Raw genomic sequence first — 17583 nt, 5'->3', positions numbered from 1 at the left:
ATCGTCCTGGGGACGGCTCCGGGGCGGGCGGCAGCGTGCCCTCAGACCGATCCACTTCGGCCGCCCACCTGAGATCAAAAGCCGCGACATCACGAAATTTCAATCCCTACCCTATTGATCAGTATGACGTGCGTCACTTTGAGATTGGGTTATTTTTTGTCAGGATTCTGTGACATAGCCTGATCCGATAGCGCGCGTTACCGATCTTGATAGCTCGCGTTTCCCCAGGTCAATCCCCTTATCGACCCTTGATCACCGGCGGGGCACCACCATGCGAAGTGACCTTTCTGTTATGTCGAACTATTGCTGACTGTGATGTTTGGCTAGATATCCTGCGTTTTGATCGCCGTTCCGCGTCATCACTTTTCGCGGCGTAAGACGGTCTTTTACCATTGCGGGGGTCTTCTCCTACCGGGGTTTCCGGGCCCTCGTTCAGTGCGAACGGAGGGTAATGGGCAAGTACCTGCTGCGCAGGTTGGCGATCAATCTGATCCTGGTCGCGATCGCGGCCAGCCTGGCCTACATGCTCGCCGCGACGACCATGAACCCTCGCGGTGCGTACGAGGGCCGCCAGCCTCCTGTCGCCGAGGAAGTCATCGACGCCACGCTCGACGCCTACAACCTCAACGACAAGACGCCCGTCCTGGAGCGCTACGGAACCTGGGTCAAGGGCGTCGTCACCGGGGACTTCGGCAAGACCTGGAACGGCGGTTCGGTCAACGACGAGATGGGCCGGCGGATCTCCGTCAGCCTCCGGCTGCTGCTGGTCGGCACGATCGTGGGATTCGTCCTGGGAGTGGCGCTCGGCGCGTTGTCGGCGATCAAGCAATATCGGATCACCGACCGGGTGATCGGTGTCGGCTCGTTCGTGATCATGGCGGTGCCGGTGTTCGTGCTGGCCACGCTGCTGGCGATCAGCGCCTACAACCTCAACCGAGGGCTCGGCTTCACGCTGATCGAGTTCACCGGCGAGTACAACCCCAAGCTGTCCGGCTGGGACCAGTTCACCAACCGGCTGAACCACCTGATCCTGCCGACCATCTCGCTCAGCCTGGGCTCGATCGCCTTCTACAGCCGCATCCAGCGCAACATGATGCTCGACGTGCTCGGCCAGGACTTCGTCCGCACGGCGATGGCCAAGGGCCTGCGGCGCAGGACGGCCCTGATCAAGCACGCGCTTCGTACCGCGCTGATCCCCGCGGCGACGTACTTCGCCTTCGCCTTCGGGACCATGCTCACCGGCGCCACCTTCACCGAGAAGATCTTCGCCTGGAACGGCATGGGCGCCTGGCTGGTCGACTCGATCAACCAGAACGACGTGAACTCGGTCGCCGCGGTCAGCATGTTCGCCTCCGTCTGCGTCCTGTTCGCCGGCTTCCTGTCGGACCTGCTGGTGGCGGCCCTCGACCCACGAGTGAGGGTGAGCTAAGTGCGTTCCAAGGTTGTTCTCGGGCGGATGCTGCGCAACCGGCAGGCCCGCTACGGCTTCATCGCCCTCGTGCTGCTGGTGGCGCTGGCCTACATCGGTCCCCTCTTCGGCGCCTACGACTGGACGGACAAGGACTTCCTGTCCTTCCTGTCTGCGCCGTCGTCCGACCACTGGTGGGGCACCACCACGATCGGCCAGGACATGTACGCCGTCACCCTGCGCGGCATGCAGAAGTCGATCATCATCGGCCTGCTCGTGGCGCTCATCTCGACCGGCCTGGCCGCCGTGGTCGGCGCCTTCGCCGGGTACTTCGGCGGCTGGGTGGACCGCGTCCTCATGTGGGGCGTGGACCTGCTCCTCGTCCTGCCCAGCTTCCTGATCATCGCGATCGCCTCGCCGCGCCTGCGCGGCGCCTCCTGGCTCTGGTTCGTGGTCCTGCTGGCGGCGTTCGCCTGGATGATCACCTCCAGGGTGGTCCGCAGCATGACGCTCTCGCTCCGTGAGCGCGAGTACGTGCAGGCGGCCGTCTACATGGGCATCCCCCGCTGGAAGATCATTTTCCGGCACATCGTGCCGAACCTGTCCTCCTTGCTGATCATCGACGCCACGCTGAACGTCAGCGGCGCGGTCATCGGCGAGGCCGCGCTGTCCTTCTTCGGCTTCGGCATCCAGCCGCCCGACGTCTCGCTCGGCACGCTGATCGCCGAAGGCTCCCGCAACGCCACCGGCTACCCCTGGCTGTTCGCCTTCCCCGCCGGGCTCCTGGTGCTGCTGGTGCTGAGCATCAACCTCATCGGAGACGGCCTGCGCGACGCACTCGACCCGGGGAGCAACTCATGAGCATCCTGGAGGTCCAAGACCTCACCGTGACCTTCCCCGGCGGCATCGAAGCCGTCCGCGGCGTCAGCTACGAGGTCGGCCGCGGCGAGGTCCTGGGCATCGTGGGCGAGTCCGGTTCGGGCAAGTCCGTGACGTCCCTGGCGATCATGGGTCTGCTGCCGCGCAACGCCCAGATCAGCGGCTCGGTCAAGCTCCACGGCCAGGAGCTGATCGGGATGAAGGAAGAGGACCTGGTCAAGGTCCGCGGCAAGTCGATGAGCATGATCTTCCAGGATCCGCTGTCGGCCTTCACGCCCGTCTACACGATCGGCGACCAGATCTCCGAGGCGCTGCGCGTCCACCAGAAGCTGGGCAAGGACAAGGCCGCCAAGCGCGCCGTCGAACTGCTCGACCTGGTCGGCATCCCGCACCCGGACGTGCGCGCCAAGGCGTTCCCGCACGAGTTCTCCGGCGGCATGCGGCAGCGCGCGATGATCGCCATGGCCATCGCCAACGACCCCGACCTGCTGATCTGCGACGAGCCCACCACCGCGCTCGACGTGACCATCCAGGCCCAGGTGCTGGAGGTGCTCAAGACCGCCCAGCGCGAGACGGGCGCCGGCATCGTCATGATCACGCACGACCTGGGCGTCGTCGCGGGCATGGCCGACCGGGTGCTGGTCATGTACGCCGGCAAGCCGGTCGAGCAGGGCAACGTCGACGACATCTACTACCGGCCGCGGATGCCGTACACGATGGGGCTGCTCGCCTCGATCCCCAGGATCGACGGCGAGGAGGGGCCGCTGGTGCCGATCGAGGGCAACCCGCCCTCCCCGGCGGCGCTGCCGCCGGGCTGCCCGTTCGCGCCGCGCTGCCCGATGAAGATCGACTCGTGCGACGACGAGGAGCCGCCGCTCACCGACGTCGGCGGCGGCAGGCACGTGGCCTGCATCCGCTCCCGCGAGATCGAGTACAAGGGCCTGACCGGCGCGGACGTGTTCCCGGTCCCGGTCATCCCGGTCAGCGAGGTGGTCCGCGTGCCGCGCGAGCAGCGCGCGACCGTGCTGGAGCTCGACAACCTCATCCGGCACTACCCGCTGATGAAGGGCGCGGTGTTCAAGCGCCGCGTCGGCACCGTGCACGCCGTGGACGGCATCAGCTTCGACATCGCCGAGGGCGAGACGCTGGCCCTGGTCGGCGAGTCGGGCTGCGGCAAGACCACGACGCTGCAGCAGATCATGCAGCTCGCCCCGCCGCAGAGCGGCCGGATCGTCGTGCTCGGCCAGGACAGCGCCAAGCTCGGCCCGTCCGGGCGCAAGGCGCTCAGGGGCGACCTGCAGATCGTCTTCCAGGACCCGATGGCGGCGCTCGACCCGCGCATGCCGGTCGGCGACATCGTCGCCGAGCCGCTGCGCGCCCACGGGCGCAAGAACGTCAAGGAGCGGGTCGCCGAGCTGCTCGAACTGGTGGGCCTGGCGCCGGAGTACGCCGAGCGTTACCCGCAGAGCTTCTCCGGCGGCCAGCGCCAGCGCATCGGCATCGCCCGCGCGCTGGCCCTGGAGCCCAAGCTGCTGGTCCTGGACGAGCCGGTCTCGGCTCTCGACGTGTCCATCCAGGCCGGTGTCATCAACCTGCTGGACCAGCTGAAGAACACCCTGGGGTTGTCGTACCTGTTCGTGGCGCACGACCTGGCCGTGGTCCGGCATCTGGCCGACCGCGTCGCGGTCATGTACCTCGGCAGGATCGCCGAGATCGGCACGGTCGAGGAGGTCTACGACCGCCCCGCCCACCCCTACACGCAGGCGCTGCTGTCAGCGATCCCGCTGCCCGACCCCGAGATGGAACGCACACGCAAGCGGATCCTGCTCGAAGGTGACCTGCCCAGCCCGGCCGACCCGCCATCGGGTTGCCGGTTCCGCACCCGCTGCCCCAAGTTCGCCCTGCTCACCGAGGCCGAACGCGGGCGCTGTGTGGACGAAGAGCCCTCGGTTGCCCGGCTCGCGAACGCCGTCGACCACGGCGCCGCCTGCCACTACGCGGAGGAAGTCGAGGTCATCACGGCCTCGGACGATCAGGAGGAAAAGTGAAGGTTCGTTACCGGGCGGCGGCGGGAATCGCCGTCCTCGCCATGGCCGCGGCGGCTTGTGGCGGTGGTGGCGGCGAGGCCAAGAAGCCGAGCGCCGAGCAGTCGCAGCAGGCTCAGCAGCAGATGTCGGAGACTCCGGGCATCTCGATCAACCCCGTCGCGTACGAGCAGGTCAAGGACGGCGGCACGCTCACCCTCTCGGTCGGCCAGTGGCCGAGCCAGTGGAACGGCAACCACGTCGACGGCAACCAGCGCGACACGGCGGACATGCTCGACTCGCTGATGCCGCAGCTGATGGTCGCCGACTCCGAGGCCAACTTCAAGGCCAACCCCGACTACCTCACCGACGTCAAGATGGACCTGTCGTCGGGCAAGCAGGTCGTCACCTACACGCTGAACGACAAGGCCCAGTGGTCGGACGGCACGCCGATCACCTGGAAGGACCTTGAGGCGGCGTGGAAGGCCAACAGCGGCAAGGACAAGAAGTTCAAGCCGGCCTCCACCGACGGCTGGGACCGCATCGAGTCGGTCACCAAGGGTGACTCCGACAAGGTCGCCATCGTGACGTACGCCAAGAACTACCCCGACTGGCAGGGGCAGTTCTCCCGTTCGCCGCACCTCTACCCGGCCTCCCACATGGAGACCCCGGAGAAGTACGAGAAGGACTACCTGCAGAAGATCCCGGTCACCGCCGGGCCCTTCAAGGTCGAGAGCATCAACGAGGGCACCAAGACCCTCACCGTGGTGCGCGACGACAAGTGGTGGGGCCGCAAGGCCAAGCTCGACAAGGTCATCTTCCGTACCATCGAGACGCCCGCCGCGCAGGTGAACGCCTTCGCCAACGGCGAGCTCGACGCCGTGGAGATCCCGCCGGGCAGCCCCGCCGACCTCAAGCGGGCCAAGGAAGTCCCGAACGTCGACGTCCGCAAGGCGCTCAGCCCGAACTGGCGGCACATCACCGTCAACAACCAGAGCGAGTTCCTGAAGGACAAGTCGGTCCGCCAGGCCGTCGCGTACGCGATCAACCGCGACGTGATCACGCAGTCCGACCTCAAGGACATGGACTGGCCGCTGCAGACGCTGGGCAACCACGTCTTCATGAACAACCACAAGGCGTACGTCGACAACTCCGGCGACCTGGGCAAGTACAACCTGCCCAAGGCCAAGGAGCTGCTCGACGCGGCCGGCTGGAAGCAGGAGGGCGACGTCCGCAAGAAGGACGGCAAGGAGTTCTCGCTGAACTTCGTCGTCCCGGCGGGCCTGCCGTACGCCAAGACCGAGGGTGAGCTCACCCAGGCGATGCTCAAGGAGGCCGGGATCAAGCTGACGATCCGCCCGGTCCCCGATGACAAGTTCTTCACCGACTTCATCATCAAGGGCGACTTCGACCTGGTGCCGTTCTCCTGGATCGGCACGCCGCTGCCGATGGGCTCCCTGCCGCAGATCTACAAGTCGGGCTCCGAGTCCAACTTCCCCAAGGGCAGCGACCCGGCGCTGGACGCCGCGATCGACGCCGCGGTCGGCGAGATGGACCCGACCAAGTCCGCCGAGCTGGCCAACGCCGCCGACAAGCTGATCTGGGACCAGGTGCACACCATCCCGCTGTACCAGCGTCCTGACATCCAGGCCACCAAGAAGACGCTGGCCAACTACGGCGCCTTCGGCTACCAGGCCGCCGACTACACGGCGATCGGCTTCACCGGCTGATCTCCGTACCGCACGACAGCCTCACGAAACCCCCGGCCGTTCTCGGCCGGGGGTTTTCGGCATGCTTCACCGCCTATATGGGTAACTGTTCACTTATGGACGACTATGGGATCTTCGGCCCCGAGTCGGTGACCTGGCGGGTGATGGGGGAGCCGATCCAGCTCGTCGGCGGTTTCCGCGCGCTGCTCATGCAGGGGCTGCACCCCAGGGCGATGCGCGGCGTGCTGCAGAACTCGGCGCTGCTCGACCCGGCGGAGGCGTGGGCGCGCTTCCTGCGGACCAGCGAGTTCGTCCGGGTGCGCACGTACGGCACGCACGCGGAGGTCGAGCGGGCCGGCCGCCGGGTGCGCGCGATCCACGCCAGGCTGACCGCCCATGATCCCGAGACCGGCGAGACCTACCGTCTGGACGACCCCGAGGCGCTGCGCTGGGTGCACGTCGGCGAGGTCGACTCCTACCTGACGGTCGCCCGTCGCGCCGGCGTGCGGTTGTCCGACGCCGACGCCGACCGCTTCGTCGCCGAGTGGCGGCGCGCCGCCGAGGTCGTGGGCCTGAGCGGGGACGACGTGCCGGGTTCGGTGGCCGAGCTGCGCGACTACATCGCCGCCCGGCGTCCCGAGCTGCGGCTGGTGCCCGAGGCCGCCCATCCGCTGCGGTTGTCGCTGCACACCCCGCTGCCCGGCGCGCTGTCCGCGCTGCGGCCCGCGGTGCCCGCGCTGACCGTGCTGGCCCTGGCCACGCTGCCGCGCTGGGCCCGCCGCCTGTACGGCCTGCCCGCCACGCCCGTCGGCGACCTGTGGGCCTCGGCCACGTTGCGGGCCCTGCACACCGGCATCGGCCTGGTCCCCGCGCAGGTCCGCTATGCCCCCTCGGCCCGCCGGGCGCGCAAGCTGATGGCTGCCTGAGCGAGCGCTTGTTCAAATAGCACGGGGGCGGTCGCGCTTTCCGTAAGCGGCATGGCAAACTGGTACAAGAAGAGAGCTAGCGTGCTCCGGGGTCGGTGAAAGTCCGAACCGGCGGTTACAGTCCGCGACCCGGCCGATGCCATCGGCCGGTTGACCTGGTGAAATTCCAGGACCGACGGTTAAAGTCCGGATGGGAGGAAGCGCGCGAGGTGTCCGGCGTCCCAGCCGGGCTCCTGACGTGGTGCCGTGCAGGCGCCCGAAAACCCCCCGGGGCCCGCCGTGGCTTGAAGCTACTGGCGAGTAGGAGACCCGGGTGGACATCTCAGCCGCCGACGCCGCGCACATGGCGCGCGCCGTCGAGCTGGCCGCGCGCGGACACGGCGGCACCAGCCCCAACCCCGTCGTCGGCTGCGTCGTGCTGTCGGCAGCCGGGCAGGTCGTGGGCGAGGGCTTCCACGCGTACGCGGGCGGGCCGCACGCCGAGGTCGTGGCGCTGGCCCAGGCGGGGGAGCGGGCGCGGGGCGGCACGGCGTACGTGACGCTGGAGCCCTGCGACCACACCGGCCGCACCGGGCCGTGCAGCCGGGCGCTGCTGGCCGCGGGCGTGGCCCGCGTGGTCGTCGCCGTGGCCGACCCCAACCCGAAGGCTGCCGGCGGCGCGGCCCGGCTGCGCGAGGCCGGGGTGAGTGTGACGCGGGGCGTGCTGAGCGAGGCGGCCGAGCGGGTCAACGAGGAATGGCTCACCTACGCCCGGCTCGGCAGGCCCCACGTGACCTGGAAGTTCGCCGCGACCCTCGACGGCAGGTCGGCCGCCGCCGACGGCACCAGCCAGTGGATCACCTCCCCGCAGGCGCGGGCCGACGTCCACCGGTTGCGCGCCGCCTCAGACGCGATCGTGGCCGGCGTCGGCACCGTGCTCGCCGACGACCCCCACCTCACCGTCCGCCTCCCCGAACCCGCGCACGACGCCGAGGAGGGCGACGCGGGGGCGCTGCTGGCGGGGAGCCCGCCGCTGGCCGGCCGGCCGCTGGGCGCCCGGCCCCCCCTGCGGGTCGTCGTGGACACCGAGGGCCGCACGCCGCCCACGGCCCGCGTCCTCGACGACGAGGCCCCCACGCTGGTCGCCGTGGCCGACGACGCCGGCACCGGGCTCAAGGCCGGCTTGCTGCGCCTGCCCCGCCACGAGCCGGGAGGCGGCCTGGACCTGCACGCCCTCCTACGCGAGCTGGCCGCCCGCGAGGTGGTCAGTGTGTTCCTGGAAGGCGGGCCCACCCTCGCCGGCGCGTTCCTGCGCCAGGGCCTGATCGACCGCGTGTACGCCTACCTCGCCCCCGCCCTCCTCGGCGAGGGCAGGGCCGCGCTCGGCCCGGCGGGCGTCGCCACGATCAGTGGCGTCCACCGCCTCACCTTCGACGAGTTTTCCCCCATCGGGCCGGATCTGCGGCTGACCGCGCGGCCCGCTCCGCATCAAGGCAGGGAGAAGTGATGTTCACCGGAATCATCGAGGAGAAGGGCGAAGTCGTCGCCATCGAGCCGGCGGGCGGCGGCGCCCGGCTGTCCGTCCACGGCCCGCTCGTCACCTTCGACGCCGCCCACGGGGACTCGATCGCCGTCAACGGCGTGTGCCTGACGGTCGTCGAGGTCAAGGACGACGTGTTCACCGTCGACGTCATCAGGGAGTCGCTCGACCGCAGCTCGCTCGGCGGCCTCACCGCGGGCTCGGCGGTCAACCTCGAACGGTCCGTACGCGCCGACCAGCGCCTCGGCGGCCACATCGTCCAGGGTCACGTCGACGGCACCGCCCGCCTGCTGTCCCGCGCCCCCGGCGAGAACTGGGACGACCTGCGCTTCTCCCTCCCCGCCCCGCTCAGCCGGTACGTGGCCGAGAAGGGTTCGATCGCGATCGACGGAATCAGCCTGACCGTCACGACGGTTGACGACGACAGCTTCGGCGTGAGCCTCATCCCGACCACGCTGAAGCTGACCACCATGGGCGACCGCCAGGTGGGCGACGTGGTGAACATCGAGGTCGACGTGATCGCCAAGTATGTGGAGAGGCTGGTGGGCACCCGATGAGCTGGGTGGACGCATCGATTGACATCCTCGGTCGGCCGGTGAAGTGGACCGACCTGATCGGCAACGTGTTCGCCCTCGCCACGGTGGCGTTCGCGATGCGCAAGTCCATGTGGACCTGGCCGGTGCAGTTCACCGGCTCGGTGTTGTTGTTCCTCGCCTCGATCAGCGCGCACGTCACCGGCAACGCGCTCAAGCAGGCCCTGTTCGCCGTGCTGGCCGTCTACGGGTGGTGGAAGTGGCGGCAGGGCACCCAGAAGCAGGCCCTGGCCGTCCGGCCCGCCACGGGCGGCGAGCGGTGGCGGATGCTGGCGGCGCTCGTGGTGGGCACCGTGGTGGTGACGATCCTGTTCAAGGCGTTCGACCTGTCGTGGTACCCGGGCGCGTCGGTGGCCGTGGTGGCCTCCGACGCCTACATCTTCGTCGGCGGCGCGGTCGCCACCTGGGCGCAGGGCCGGGCGCTGGTCGACTTCTGGGTCGTCTGGGTGCTGGTCGACCTGGTGGGCGTGCCGGTCGCGTTCAAGTCCGGCCTCTACGTCTCCGGCGCCGTCTACGGCGTGTTCTTCGTCATGGTCCTCACGGGCTTCGCCAAGTGGCTGCGCGAGTACCGCGCCGCCCGTCCCGAACTGGTGGCAGCAGCATGAACGACGGCATGGACGACATCAAGCTGGATCCGATCGAGCGCGCCATCGAGGACATCCGCCAGGGGCGTCCCGTCGTGGTCGTGGACGACGAGAACCGCGAGAACGAGGGCGACCTGATCTTCGCCGCCCAGAAGGCCACGCCGGAGCTGTGCACGTTCCTGATCCGGCACACCAGCGGCATGATCTGCGTGGCCATGGACGGCAAGGAGCTCGACCGGCTCGGCCTGCCGCTCATGGTGGCCCAGAACCGCGAACGCCTGCGCACCGCGTACACGGTCACCGTGGACGCCCGTGACGGCGTCACCACCGGCATCTCCGCCGCCGACCGCGCCAGGACCATCCGCACCCTCGCCGACTCGGCCACCGAGCCCAACGAGCTGGTCCGGCCCGGCCACGTCTTCCCGCTGCGCTACCGCGAGGGCGGCGTGCTGGCCCGGCGCGGCCACACCGAGGCGGCCGTCGACCTGGCCAGGCTCGCCGGGCTGTCGTCGGCGGGGGCGCTGGCCGAGGTGGTCAACGACGACGGCACCATGGCCAGGCTGCCCCAGCTGCGCCGCTTCGCCGACGAGCACGACCTGGCGCTGGTCTCCATCGAGCAGCTCGTCGACCACCGCCGCCGGGCCGAGAGCATGGTCACCAGGGTCGCCGAGACCCGGCTGCCCAACGCGTACGGCATGTGGCGGGCCTACGGCTACGCCAGCGCCCTCGACGGCGGCGAGCACGTCGCGCTCGTCTACGGCGACCTCGGCGGCGGCGAGAACATCCTGGTCAGGGCCCACTCCGAATGCCTGACCGGCGACGTGTTCGGCTCGCTGCGCTGCGACTGCGGCGTGCAGCTCGACCACGCCATGGGCGCCATCGCGCAGGAGGGCCGCGGCGTCGTCGTCTACCTGCGCGGCCACGAGGGCCGGGGCATCGGCCTGCTGGCCAAGCTCAAGGCCTACAGCCTCCAGGACAACGGCAGCGACACCGTCGACGCCAACGTCGAGCTGGGGCTGCCGGTGGACGCCCGCGAGTTCTCCAACGCCGGGCAGATCCTCGCCGACCTCGGGGTGCGCTCGGTGCGGCTGCTCACCAACAACCCGGCCAAGCTCAAGGGCATGGACGGCTACGGCATCAAGGTGCTCGGCCGCGAGCCCATGCCCGTGGCCCTGAACCCGCACAACGAACGGTACCTGGAGGCCAAGCGCGACCGGCTCGGCCACGACATCTCCTCCAGCGTCCCGCACGAGATCTCGGAGGCGTCATGAGTGGAGAAGGCCGTCCCGGCGTGGCCGTGGTGGACGCGGCCGGCCTGGTCGTGGGCGTGGTGGCGGCGAGCTGGCACGCCAAGATCACTGACCAGCTCGTGGCGCGGGCCGTGCAGGCGTGCGACGACAGCGGCGCCACCGCGACCGTGGTCCGCGTGGCCGGTTCGCTGGAGATCCCCGTCGTGGCGCAGGCCCTGGCCCGGCGCTGTGACGCGGTGGTCGCCCTCGGCGCGGTCATCAAGGGCGAGACCGCCCATTTCGACTACGTCTGCGACTCGGTCACCAGCGGGCTGACCCGCGTCTCGCTCGACGAGGAGACGCCCGTCGGCAACGGCGTGCTCACCTGCGAGACGATGGACCAGGCCCTCGACCGTTCCGGACTGCCCGGCAGCAAGGAGGACAAGGGTTACGAGTCGGCCATGGCCGCCCTGGAGACCGCACTCCTCCTGAGGGACCTCCACTGAGCTGCGGTAGGTTTCCCTCGTGCCCGAGCCCGTTACCCCGCCGCCCCTGCCCGTGACCTGGCGTCCCAGCCGGGGCCGGGTCGTGCCCTATGTCTTCGCCGCGCTGGTCGTGGCGGGGGCGGTCCTCATGGCGATCTTCATCGCCGACCCGTTCAAGCTGCCCGACCGGGTGGCGATCGTGGGCTTCGGCCTGGCGGTGGCGTACGTGCTCCACCTGCTGGGCCGGGTCCGGGTGGAGGCCGACGAGAAGGGCCTGACGATCGTCAACGCCCTGCGCGTCCACCGCTACACCTGGCCCGAGGTCATCGACGTGACCCTGCTGGTGGGCGACCCGTGGCCGAAGATCGACTTCTCCGACGGCCGGACGATCGGCGCCATGGGCATCCAGGGCTCGGAGAAGGCCCGCGCCCGCCGGGCCACGGCCGAGCTGGCCGCGCTGATCCGCGAACGCGGCGAGGCGGCCGAGTCCGGCGACTGAAACCCCCGGCGACTGAAACCCGGCGATGAAGGCGAGCCGATATCGCCGGACCGGGGTGGCGACGTAGCCTGAAGGCGTGCTGCGGCGGACAATCAGGGCAATGGACATCGAGTCGCCGGACAAGCTCACCGAGCTGCTCGACCGGCACGACTACCTGGCCGACCGAGGGCTGGCCACGGCCGCCTTCCTGGCGCTGCGGATGGGACGCCCGCTGTTCCTCGAAGGGGAGGCGGGCGTCGGCAAGACCGAGCTGGCCAAGACCCTGGCGACGCTGCTGAAGGCCCCGCTCATCCGGCTGCAGTGCTACGAGGGCCTCGACGCGTCCCAGGCCCTGTACGACTGGGACTTCGCCCGCCAGCTCCTCCACCTCAAGGCCGCCGAGGCCGCCGGGATCACCGACGCCGCCCGGCTGGAGGGGGAGATCTACGACCGCCGTTTCCTGATCGCCCGTCCGCTGCTGAAGGCCGTGGAGACCCAGCCGAGCGTGCTGCTGGTGGACGAGATCGACCGGGCCGACGACGAGTTCGAGGCGTTCCTGCTCGAAGTGCTCTCCGACTTCACCGTCTCCATCCCCGAGCTGGGCACGATCAGGGCGAAGACGCCCCCGGTGGTCGTGGTGACCTCCAACCGCACCCGCGAGGTGCACGACGCGCTCAAGCGGCGCTGCCTCTACCACTGGCTGGAGCACCCGAGCTTCGACCGCGAGGTCGCGATCCTGCTGCGCCGCCTGCCCGGCTGCACCGAGGAGCTGGCCCTGCAGGTCGCGAAGGCGGCCGAGCGGCTGCGGCGGGCGGACCTGGTCAAGCCGCCGGGCGTGGCCGAGACGCTCGACTGGACCGAGGCGCTGCTGACGCTCGGGGCCAGGGAGCTCGACCCCGACCTGGCCGCCGCCACGCTGGGCGCGGCCCTGAAGTACCGCGAGGACGTCGCCGCCGTCCTGGGGAACGGGCTGCTGTCGCATGGATGAGCTGGTCCGGACCGTGACGGGCTTCGTCAGGACGTTGCGCGCGGCCGGGGTGGACGCCGACCACGAACGTACGCGGAGCCTGTTCCAGGCCCTCGGCCACCTCGACGTCGAGGACCGGGACGAGGTCTACTGGGCCGGCCGGCTCACTCTGTGCGCCACGCCCGACGACCTGCCCCGCTACGACCGCTGCTTCGCCGCGTACTTCGGGGGGCGGCGGGCGACGGCGGCCCGTACCGGGACGACCAGCGTCACCAGGCACCTGGCGGCCGGCGACGGCGGCGGCACGGAAGAAGGCGAGGACGGCACGGCCCCGGCCACGGCCAGCCGCGCCGAGGTGCTGCGCCACCGGGACGTGGCCCGGCTCACCGAGGCCGAACGGGCCGAGGTGCACCGCATGCTGGCCCTGCTCAGGAACGGCCGGGCCGCGCGCCGCTCACGCCGTTTCAAGCAGGCGCACCGGGGCGGGCTGGACCGGCGTCGCACGGTGCGCGAGGCGCTGCGGACCGGCGAGGTGGCCCGGCTCCGGCGCCGGCGGCACACGACCAGGCCCCGGCGGGTGGTGCTGTTCGTGGACGTCAGCGGCTCGATGGCGCCCTACGCCGAGACCCTGCTGCGCTTCGCCCACGCGCTGGTCAGGAGCGAGCCGCGGGCCACGAGGGTCTACTCGGTCGGCACCCGGCTCACCGAGGTCACCGCCGGGCTGCGCCACCGCGACCCCGGCACGGCGCTGAACGAGGTGTCGGCGGCCATCCCCGACTGGAGCGGAGGAACCAGGCTCGGTGAGGAGTTCAAGGAATACCTGACCCGGCACAGCGCCCGGGGGGCGATCGTGGTCATCGCCTCCGACGGCTGGGAACGGGGTGACCCCGCGCTGCTGGGCGCCCAGCTCGCCAGGCTGGCCCGGCAGGCGTACCGGCTCATCTGGGTCAATCCACACAAGGGGTATGAGGACTACCAGCCGCTGACCGGGGGGATGCGGGCCGCCCTGCCGTATCTGGACGACCTGGTGGCCGGGCACAGTCTGGCCGCCTACGAGGAACTCAGCGAAAGGCTCGCCCATGCGTGACGTGCTCCCGGAGATCATGCGGTGGTGGAGGTCGGGGCTCAGGTTCGGGCTGGCGACCGTGGTGAGCACGTTCAGCAGCGCGCCGCGCCCGCCGGGGGCGGCGATGGCGGTGCGCGGTGACGAGGTGGTGGGCAGCGTGTCCGGCGGATGCGTCGAGGGCGCGGTCTTCGAGCTGGCCTCCGAGGCCGACACGCCCGTCCTGCAGCGCTACGGGGTCAGCGACGACGACGCCTTCGCCGTCGGCCTGACCTGCGGCGGCATCATCGACATCCTGGTCGAGCCGGTCTCCATCGAGACCTTCCCCGAGCTGGGCGAGATCGCCGCGTCGGTCGAGGCCCACCACCCGGTCGCCGTCGCCACGATCGTCTCCGGGCCCGGCACGATGGGCGCCCGCCGGATCGTCTGGCCCGACCGCTCCTCGGGCACCCTGGGCCTCGACCGCCTCGACGAGGCCGTGGACGACGACGCCCGCGGCATGCTCGCCCAGGGCCTGACCGGCATCAGGCACTACGGCGGCCGCGGCGAGCGGCGGCTGGACGACCTGTCGGTGTTCGTCCAGTCGTTCGCGCCGCCGCCGCGCATGCTGGTGTTCGGCGCGATCGACTTCGCCGCGGCCGTCGCCCGGGTGGGCAAGTTCCTCGGCTACCACGTCACCGTCTGCGACGCGCGGCCGGTCTTCGCCACCGCCAAGCGCTTCCCGGAGGCCGACGAGGTGGTGGTCAAGTGGCCGCACGACTACCTGGCCTCGGTGCAGGTGGACGAGCGCACGGTGATCTGCGTGCTGACCCACGACCCCAAGTTCGACGTCCCGCTGCTGGAGGTGGCCCTGCGGACGCGGGCGGGCTACATCGGCGCCATGGGTTCGCGCCGTACGCACGAGGACCGGCTGGCCCGCCTGCGCGAGTCCGGGCTCACCGAGGCCGAGCTGGCCCGGCTGAGATCGCCGATCGGCCTCGACCTGGGCGCCCGCACCCCGGAGGAGACGGCCGTGTCGATCGCCGCCGAGCTGATCCAGCTCCGGTGGGGCGGCTCGGGCCGGCCGCTGTCGCAGACCGGCGGGCGCATCCACGGGGAGTCCTCGTGATCGCCGGGCTGCTGCTCGCCGCGGGGGAGGGCGCCCGGCTGGGCACGCCCAAGGCGCTCGTGGAGTTCGGCGGCGAACGGCTGGTCGACCGCGGGGTGCGGCTGCTGGAGGAGGGCGGCTGCCATCCGGTGGTGGTCGTGCTCGGCGCGGCCACGGCGCAGGTGCGCGGGGCGGTCAGCGTGCGCAACCCGGACTGGCGCACCGGCATGGGCTCCTCGCTGCGGACCGGGCTGGCCGCGCTGCCGCCGGAGGCCGAGGCCGTGGTGGTCGCGCTGGTGGACCAGCCCCTCGTACGGGCCGGCGCGGTGCGGGCCCTGGCGGAGTCGGGGGCCGGGCTGGCGGTGGCCACGTACGGCGGGCGGCGGGCGAACCCGGTGCTGATCGCCCGCGAGCACTTCGCCGGGGTGGCGGAGCTGGCGGTGGGCGACGTGGGGGCGCGGGCGTTCATGAAGGCGCACCCCGAGCTGGTCACCGAGGTCGCCTGCGACGAGCACGGCGACCCGGCCGACATCGACACGCCGCAGGACCTGGACCTGCTGAAAGACCGCTAGACGCACGGCAGGACCCGGACCTGCTGGAAGGCCGTCAGAAGCGCAGGGAGGCGATGGCGGCGCGGTGGTCGCTGCCGGTGGCCGGCGCCACGCCCGCCTTGGTCGCCGTCATGCCCCTGAACAGGATGTGGTCGGGACGGGTGATGGGGAACTCGGCCGGCCAGGTGAAGCCGAACCCGTCGCCGGCCACGCTCTGGGCGTCGGTCAGCGGCGGGGTCAGCCCGCTCATGCCCCGGTCGGTGGTGGCGGTGTTGAGGTCGCCGAGCAGCAGGACGCGCTTGCTCGGATCGGCGTCGACGAGCTTGCGGGCGTGCGTCAGGGAGGCGTCGCGGGAGGCGGTGTGGCCGGGCCTGGCCGAGGCCAGGTGCATGACGTAGACGGTGACCTTGCCCTTGGGGGTGCTGACCACCGCGCGCAGCGCCCGCGGCCAGCCCATGCCGACGTCGAGGGGGCTGGTCTCGCTGAGCGGGTAGCGGCTCCACAGGCCGACCGTGCTGACCGGGTAGTGGTAGCGGAACATCTTGTTGAGCTGCTTGGCCGCAGGCCCGCCGGGTGTCAGCTCCTGCGCGGCCAGCAGGTCGAGGTCTTCGGCGATGGCCTTGACCGCCTCGCCGGACGCGCTGTTGCGCACGCCGACGTTGACCGTGCCGACGGCCAGGTCGCTGGGGCCGCCGGGCGACGTGGCCAGCAGCGTCGAGCCGAACATCGCCGCCCACACCAGGCCGGGCGCCAGCGCCGCGAGCGCGGCCGCCCTCGACCGCGCCAGGACGGCGAGCAGCAGCAGCAGCGGAACCGCCAGCCCCATCCACGGGAGCAGGCTCTCCAGGACGGGCGTGAACCCGCCGAGCGCCGGGATCAGCGAATGCCCCGCCAGGGCCAGGGCGACCGCTGCGGAGACGACGACGACCACCCGGCTCAGCACCCGAACCAGGCTAGTGCTTCGCCGCGCGACACGCCGACACGCTAACCTGTGGACGTCGCAACGGAACATCATTCGGTTCATCGGGAGCCCGGCATGCGCATCGGTATGGCACTCAACTACTCGGGCGGTTTCAAGGAGACGGTCGCCGAGCTGGCCGACTACGAGAAGGCGGGCCTCGACATCGTCTTCGTGGCCGAGGCGTACAGCTTCGACGCCGTCAGCCAGATGGGGTACATCGCGGCCAAGACCGAGCGGGTGCAGATCGCCTCGGGCATCCTGCCGATCTACTCCCGCACGCCGACGCTGCTCGCCATGACCGCCGCGGGCATGGACTTCGTCTCCGACGGGCGCTTCACGCTGGGCATCGGGACGTCGGGCCCGCAGGTCATCGAGGGGTTCCACGGGGTGCCGTACACCGCGCCGATCGGGCGTACCCGGGAGGTCATCGAGATCTGCCGCAAGGTGTGGCGGCGCGAGCGGCTGGAGCACGCCGGCCGCAACTACAACGTGCCGCTGCCCGCCGGGGAGGGCACCGGCCTGGGCAAGCCGCTGAAGATCATCAACCACCCGGTGCGCCCGCGCATCCCGATCGTGGTCGCCGCCATCGGCCCGAAGAACGTGGAGATGACCGCCGAGCTGGCCGAGGGCTGGGAACCGATCTTCTACTACCCGGAGAAGGCCGCGCAGGTGTGGGGCCCGTCGCTGGCCGCGGGCAAGGCCAGGCGCGACCCCGAGCTGGGCGAGCTGGACGTGATCGCCCAGGCGACGCTGGCCATCGGCGACGACGCGGCCGGGCTGCGCGAGTTCGGCCGGCCGATGGCGGCCCTGTACATCGGCGGCATGGGCGCCAAGGGCAAGAACTTCTACAACGACCTGGCCAGGCGCTACGGCTACGAGAAGGAGGCCGAGCAGATCCAGGACCTCTACCTGGAGGGCAAGAAGGACGAGGCCGCCGCGCTGGTCCCGGCCGAGCTGCTGGAGAACATGTCGCTGATCGGCAGCGAGGGCTTCGTGCGCGACCGGATCGCGGCGCTGAAGGAGTCGGGGGTGACGACGCTCAACGTCGCGCCGCTCGGCCGTACGCACGAGGAGCGCGTCCGCCTGCTGGAGAAGGTCAAGGAGCTGGTCGCCTGATCCA

Annotated in this window: 17 protein-coding genes and 1 riboswitch; of the genes, 16 read left to right on the top strand and 1 reads right to left on the bottom strand. The window is 70.7% G+C overall.

Translation table 11 applies throughout. From position 1 onward, the window contains the following. Positions 1-451: 451 nt before the first annotated feature. From AB0J97_RS21275 to AB0J97_RS21205, 15 genes are all read left to right on the top strand, one after another. Entirely contained in the window at positions 452-1429 is a 978-nt protein-coding gene (locus tag AB0J97_RS21275) for an ABC transporter permease (protein ID WP_357705350.1), read from the top strand. Beyond that, the gene (locus AB0J97_RS21270; RefSeq protein ID WP_357705351.1) at positions 1430-2269 is read left to right on the top strand and encodes an ABC transporter permease; all 840 of its coding nucleotides are present in this window, start codon (positions 1430-1432) and stop codon (positions 2267-2269) included. It abuts the gene before it with no gap. Next, positions 2266-4335: an ABC transporter ATP-binding protein gene (locus tag AB0J97_RS21265; RefSeq protein ID WP_357705352.1), complete on the top strand. Its 2070-nt coding sequence runs from the start codon at positions 2266-2268 to the stop codon at positions 4333-4335. The genes AB0J97_RS21270 and AB0J97_RS21265 overlap by 4 nt, the downstream gene beginning before the upstream one ends. Continuing rightward, on the top strand, positions 4332-6041 hold the full coding sequence (locus AB0J97_RS21260) for an ABC transporter family substrate-binding protein (RefSeq protein WP_357705353.1): 1710 nt from the start codon (positions 4332-4334) through the stop codon (positions 6039-6041). The genes AB0J97_RS21265 and AB0J97_RS21260 overlap by 4 nt, the downstream gene beginning before the upstream one ends. Positions 6042-6136: 95 nt before the next feature. After that, positions 6137-6946 (top strand): oxygenase MpaB family protein, encoded by an 810-nt coding sequence (locus AB0J97_RS21255; protein WP_357705354.1) that lies wholly within the window; start codon positions 6137-6139, stop codon positions 6944-6946. Positions 6947-7023: 77 nt separating this feature from the next. Beyond that, positions 7024-7154: riboswitch (FMN riboswitch) on the top strand. Between the two features lie 105 nt (positions 7155-7259). After that, positions 7260-8432, top strand: a complete 1173-nt coding sequence (gene ribD, locus AB0J97_RS21250) for a bifunctional diaminohydroxyphosphoribosylaminopyrimidine deaminase/5-amino-6-(5-phosphoribosylamino)uracil reductase RibD (protein WP_357705355.1) — start codon at positions 7260-7262, stop codon at positions 8430-8432. Beyond that, entirely contained in the window at positions 8432-9022 is a 591-nt protein-coding gene (locus AB0J97_RS21245) for a riboflavin synthase (RefSeq protein WP_364091187.1), read from the top strand. The genes ribD and AB0J97_RS21245 overlap by 1 nt, the downstream gene beginning before the upstream one ends. Beyond that, positions 9019-9663: a nicotinamide mononucleotide transporter family protein gene (locus AB0J97_RS21240; RefSeq protein WP_364091184.1), complete on the top strand. Its 645-nt coding sequence runs from the start codon at positions 9019-9021 to the stop codon at positions 9661-9663. The genes AB0J97_RS21245 and AB0J97_RS21240 overlap by 4 nt, the downstream gene beginning before the upstream one ends. Continuing rightward, positions 9660-10913, top strand: coding sequence for a bifunctional 3,4-dihydroxy-2-butanone-4-phosphate synthase/GTP cyclohydrolase II (locus AB0J97_RS21235; RefSeq protein WP_364091181.1), 1254 nt, complete (start codon positions 9660-9662; stop codon positions 10911-10913). The genes AB0J97_RS21240 and AB0J97_RS21235 overlap by 4 nt, the downstream gene beginning before the upstream one ends. Beyond that, positions 10910-11377, top strand: a complete 468-nt coding sequence (ribH, locus tag AB0J97_RS21230) for a 6,7-dimethyl-8-ribityllumazine synthase (protein WP_357705359.1) — start codon at positions 10910-10912, stop codon at positions 11375-11377. The genes AB0J97_RS21235 and ribH overlap by 4 nt, the downstream gene beginning before the upstream one ends. A 19-nt stretch (positions 11378-11396) precedes the next feature. After that, the gene (locus AB0J97_RS21225) at positions 11397-11855 is read left to right on the top strand and encodes a PH domain-containing protein (protein ID WP_364091177.1); all 459 of its coding nucleotides are present in this window, start codon (positions 11397-11399) and stop codon (positions 11853-11855) included. 100 nt (positions 11856-11955) lie between these two features. After that, on the top strand, positions 11956-12822 hold the full coding sequence (locus AB0J97_RS21220; RefSeq protein ID WP_357705361.1) for a MoxR family ATPase: 867 nt from the start codon (positions 11956-11958) through the stop codon (positions 12820-12822). Then, positions 12815-13888 (top strand): VWA domain-containing protein, encoded by a 1074-nt coding sequence (locus AB0J97_RS21215; protein WP_364091174.1) that lies wholly within the window; start codon positions 12815-12817, stop codon positions 13886-13888. The genes AB0J97_RS21220 and AB0J97_RS21215 overlap by 8 nt, the downstream gene beginning before the upstream one ends. Next, complete coding sequence (locus tag AB0J97_RS21210) at positions 13881-14972, top strand: XdhC/CoxI family protein (RefSeq protein WP_357705363.1); 1092 nt, start codon at positions 13881-13883, stop codon at positions 14970-14972. Before AB0J97_RS21215 ends, AB0J97_RS21210 begins: the two co-directional genes overlap by 8 nt. Beyond that, entirely contained in the window at positions 14969-15523 is a 555-nt protein-coding gene (locus AB0J97_RS21205) for a nucleotidyltransferase family protein (RefSeq protein ID WP_357705364.1), read from the top strand. Before AB0J97_RS21210 ends, AB0J97_RS21205 begins: the two co-directional genes overlap by 4 nt. A 34-nt stretch (positions 15524-15557) precedes the next feature. On the opposite strand, the gene AB0J97_RS21200 is transcribed toward AB0J97_RS21205, so the two are convergent. After that, the gene (locus AB0J97_RS21200) at positions 15558-16445 is read right to left on the bottom strand and encodes an endonuclease/exonuclease/phosphatase family protein (RefSeq protein ID WP_364091170.1); all 888 of its coding nucleotides are present in this window, start codon (positions 16443-16445) and stop codon (positions 15558-15560) included. A 93-nt stretch (positions 16446-16538) separates the two neighbouring features. On the opposite strand from AB0J97_RS21200, the gene AB0J97_RS21195 reads away from it, so the two are divergent. Then, on the top strand, positions 16539-17579 hold the full coding sequence (locus AB0J97_RS21195) for an LLM class F420-dependent oxidoreductase (RefSeq protein ID WP_364091167.1): 1041 nt from the start codon (positions 16539-16541) through the stop codon (positions 17577-17579). The last annotated feature ends 4 nt before the right edge of the window (positions 17580-17583 follow it).

The sequence above is a fragment of the Nonomuraea sp. NPDC049607 genome (assembly GCF_040675375.1).
Taxonomy (GTDB): Bacteria; Actinomycetota; Actinomycetes; order Streptosporangiales; family Streptosporangiaceae; genus Nonomuraea.
This window is presented reverse-complemented; position numbering and strand designations above follow the sequence as displayed.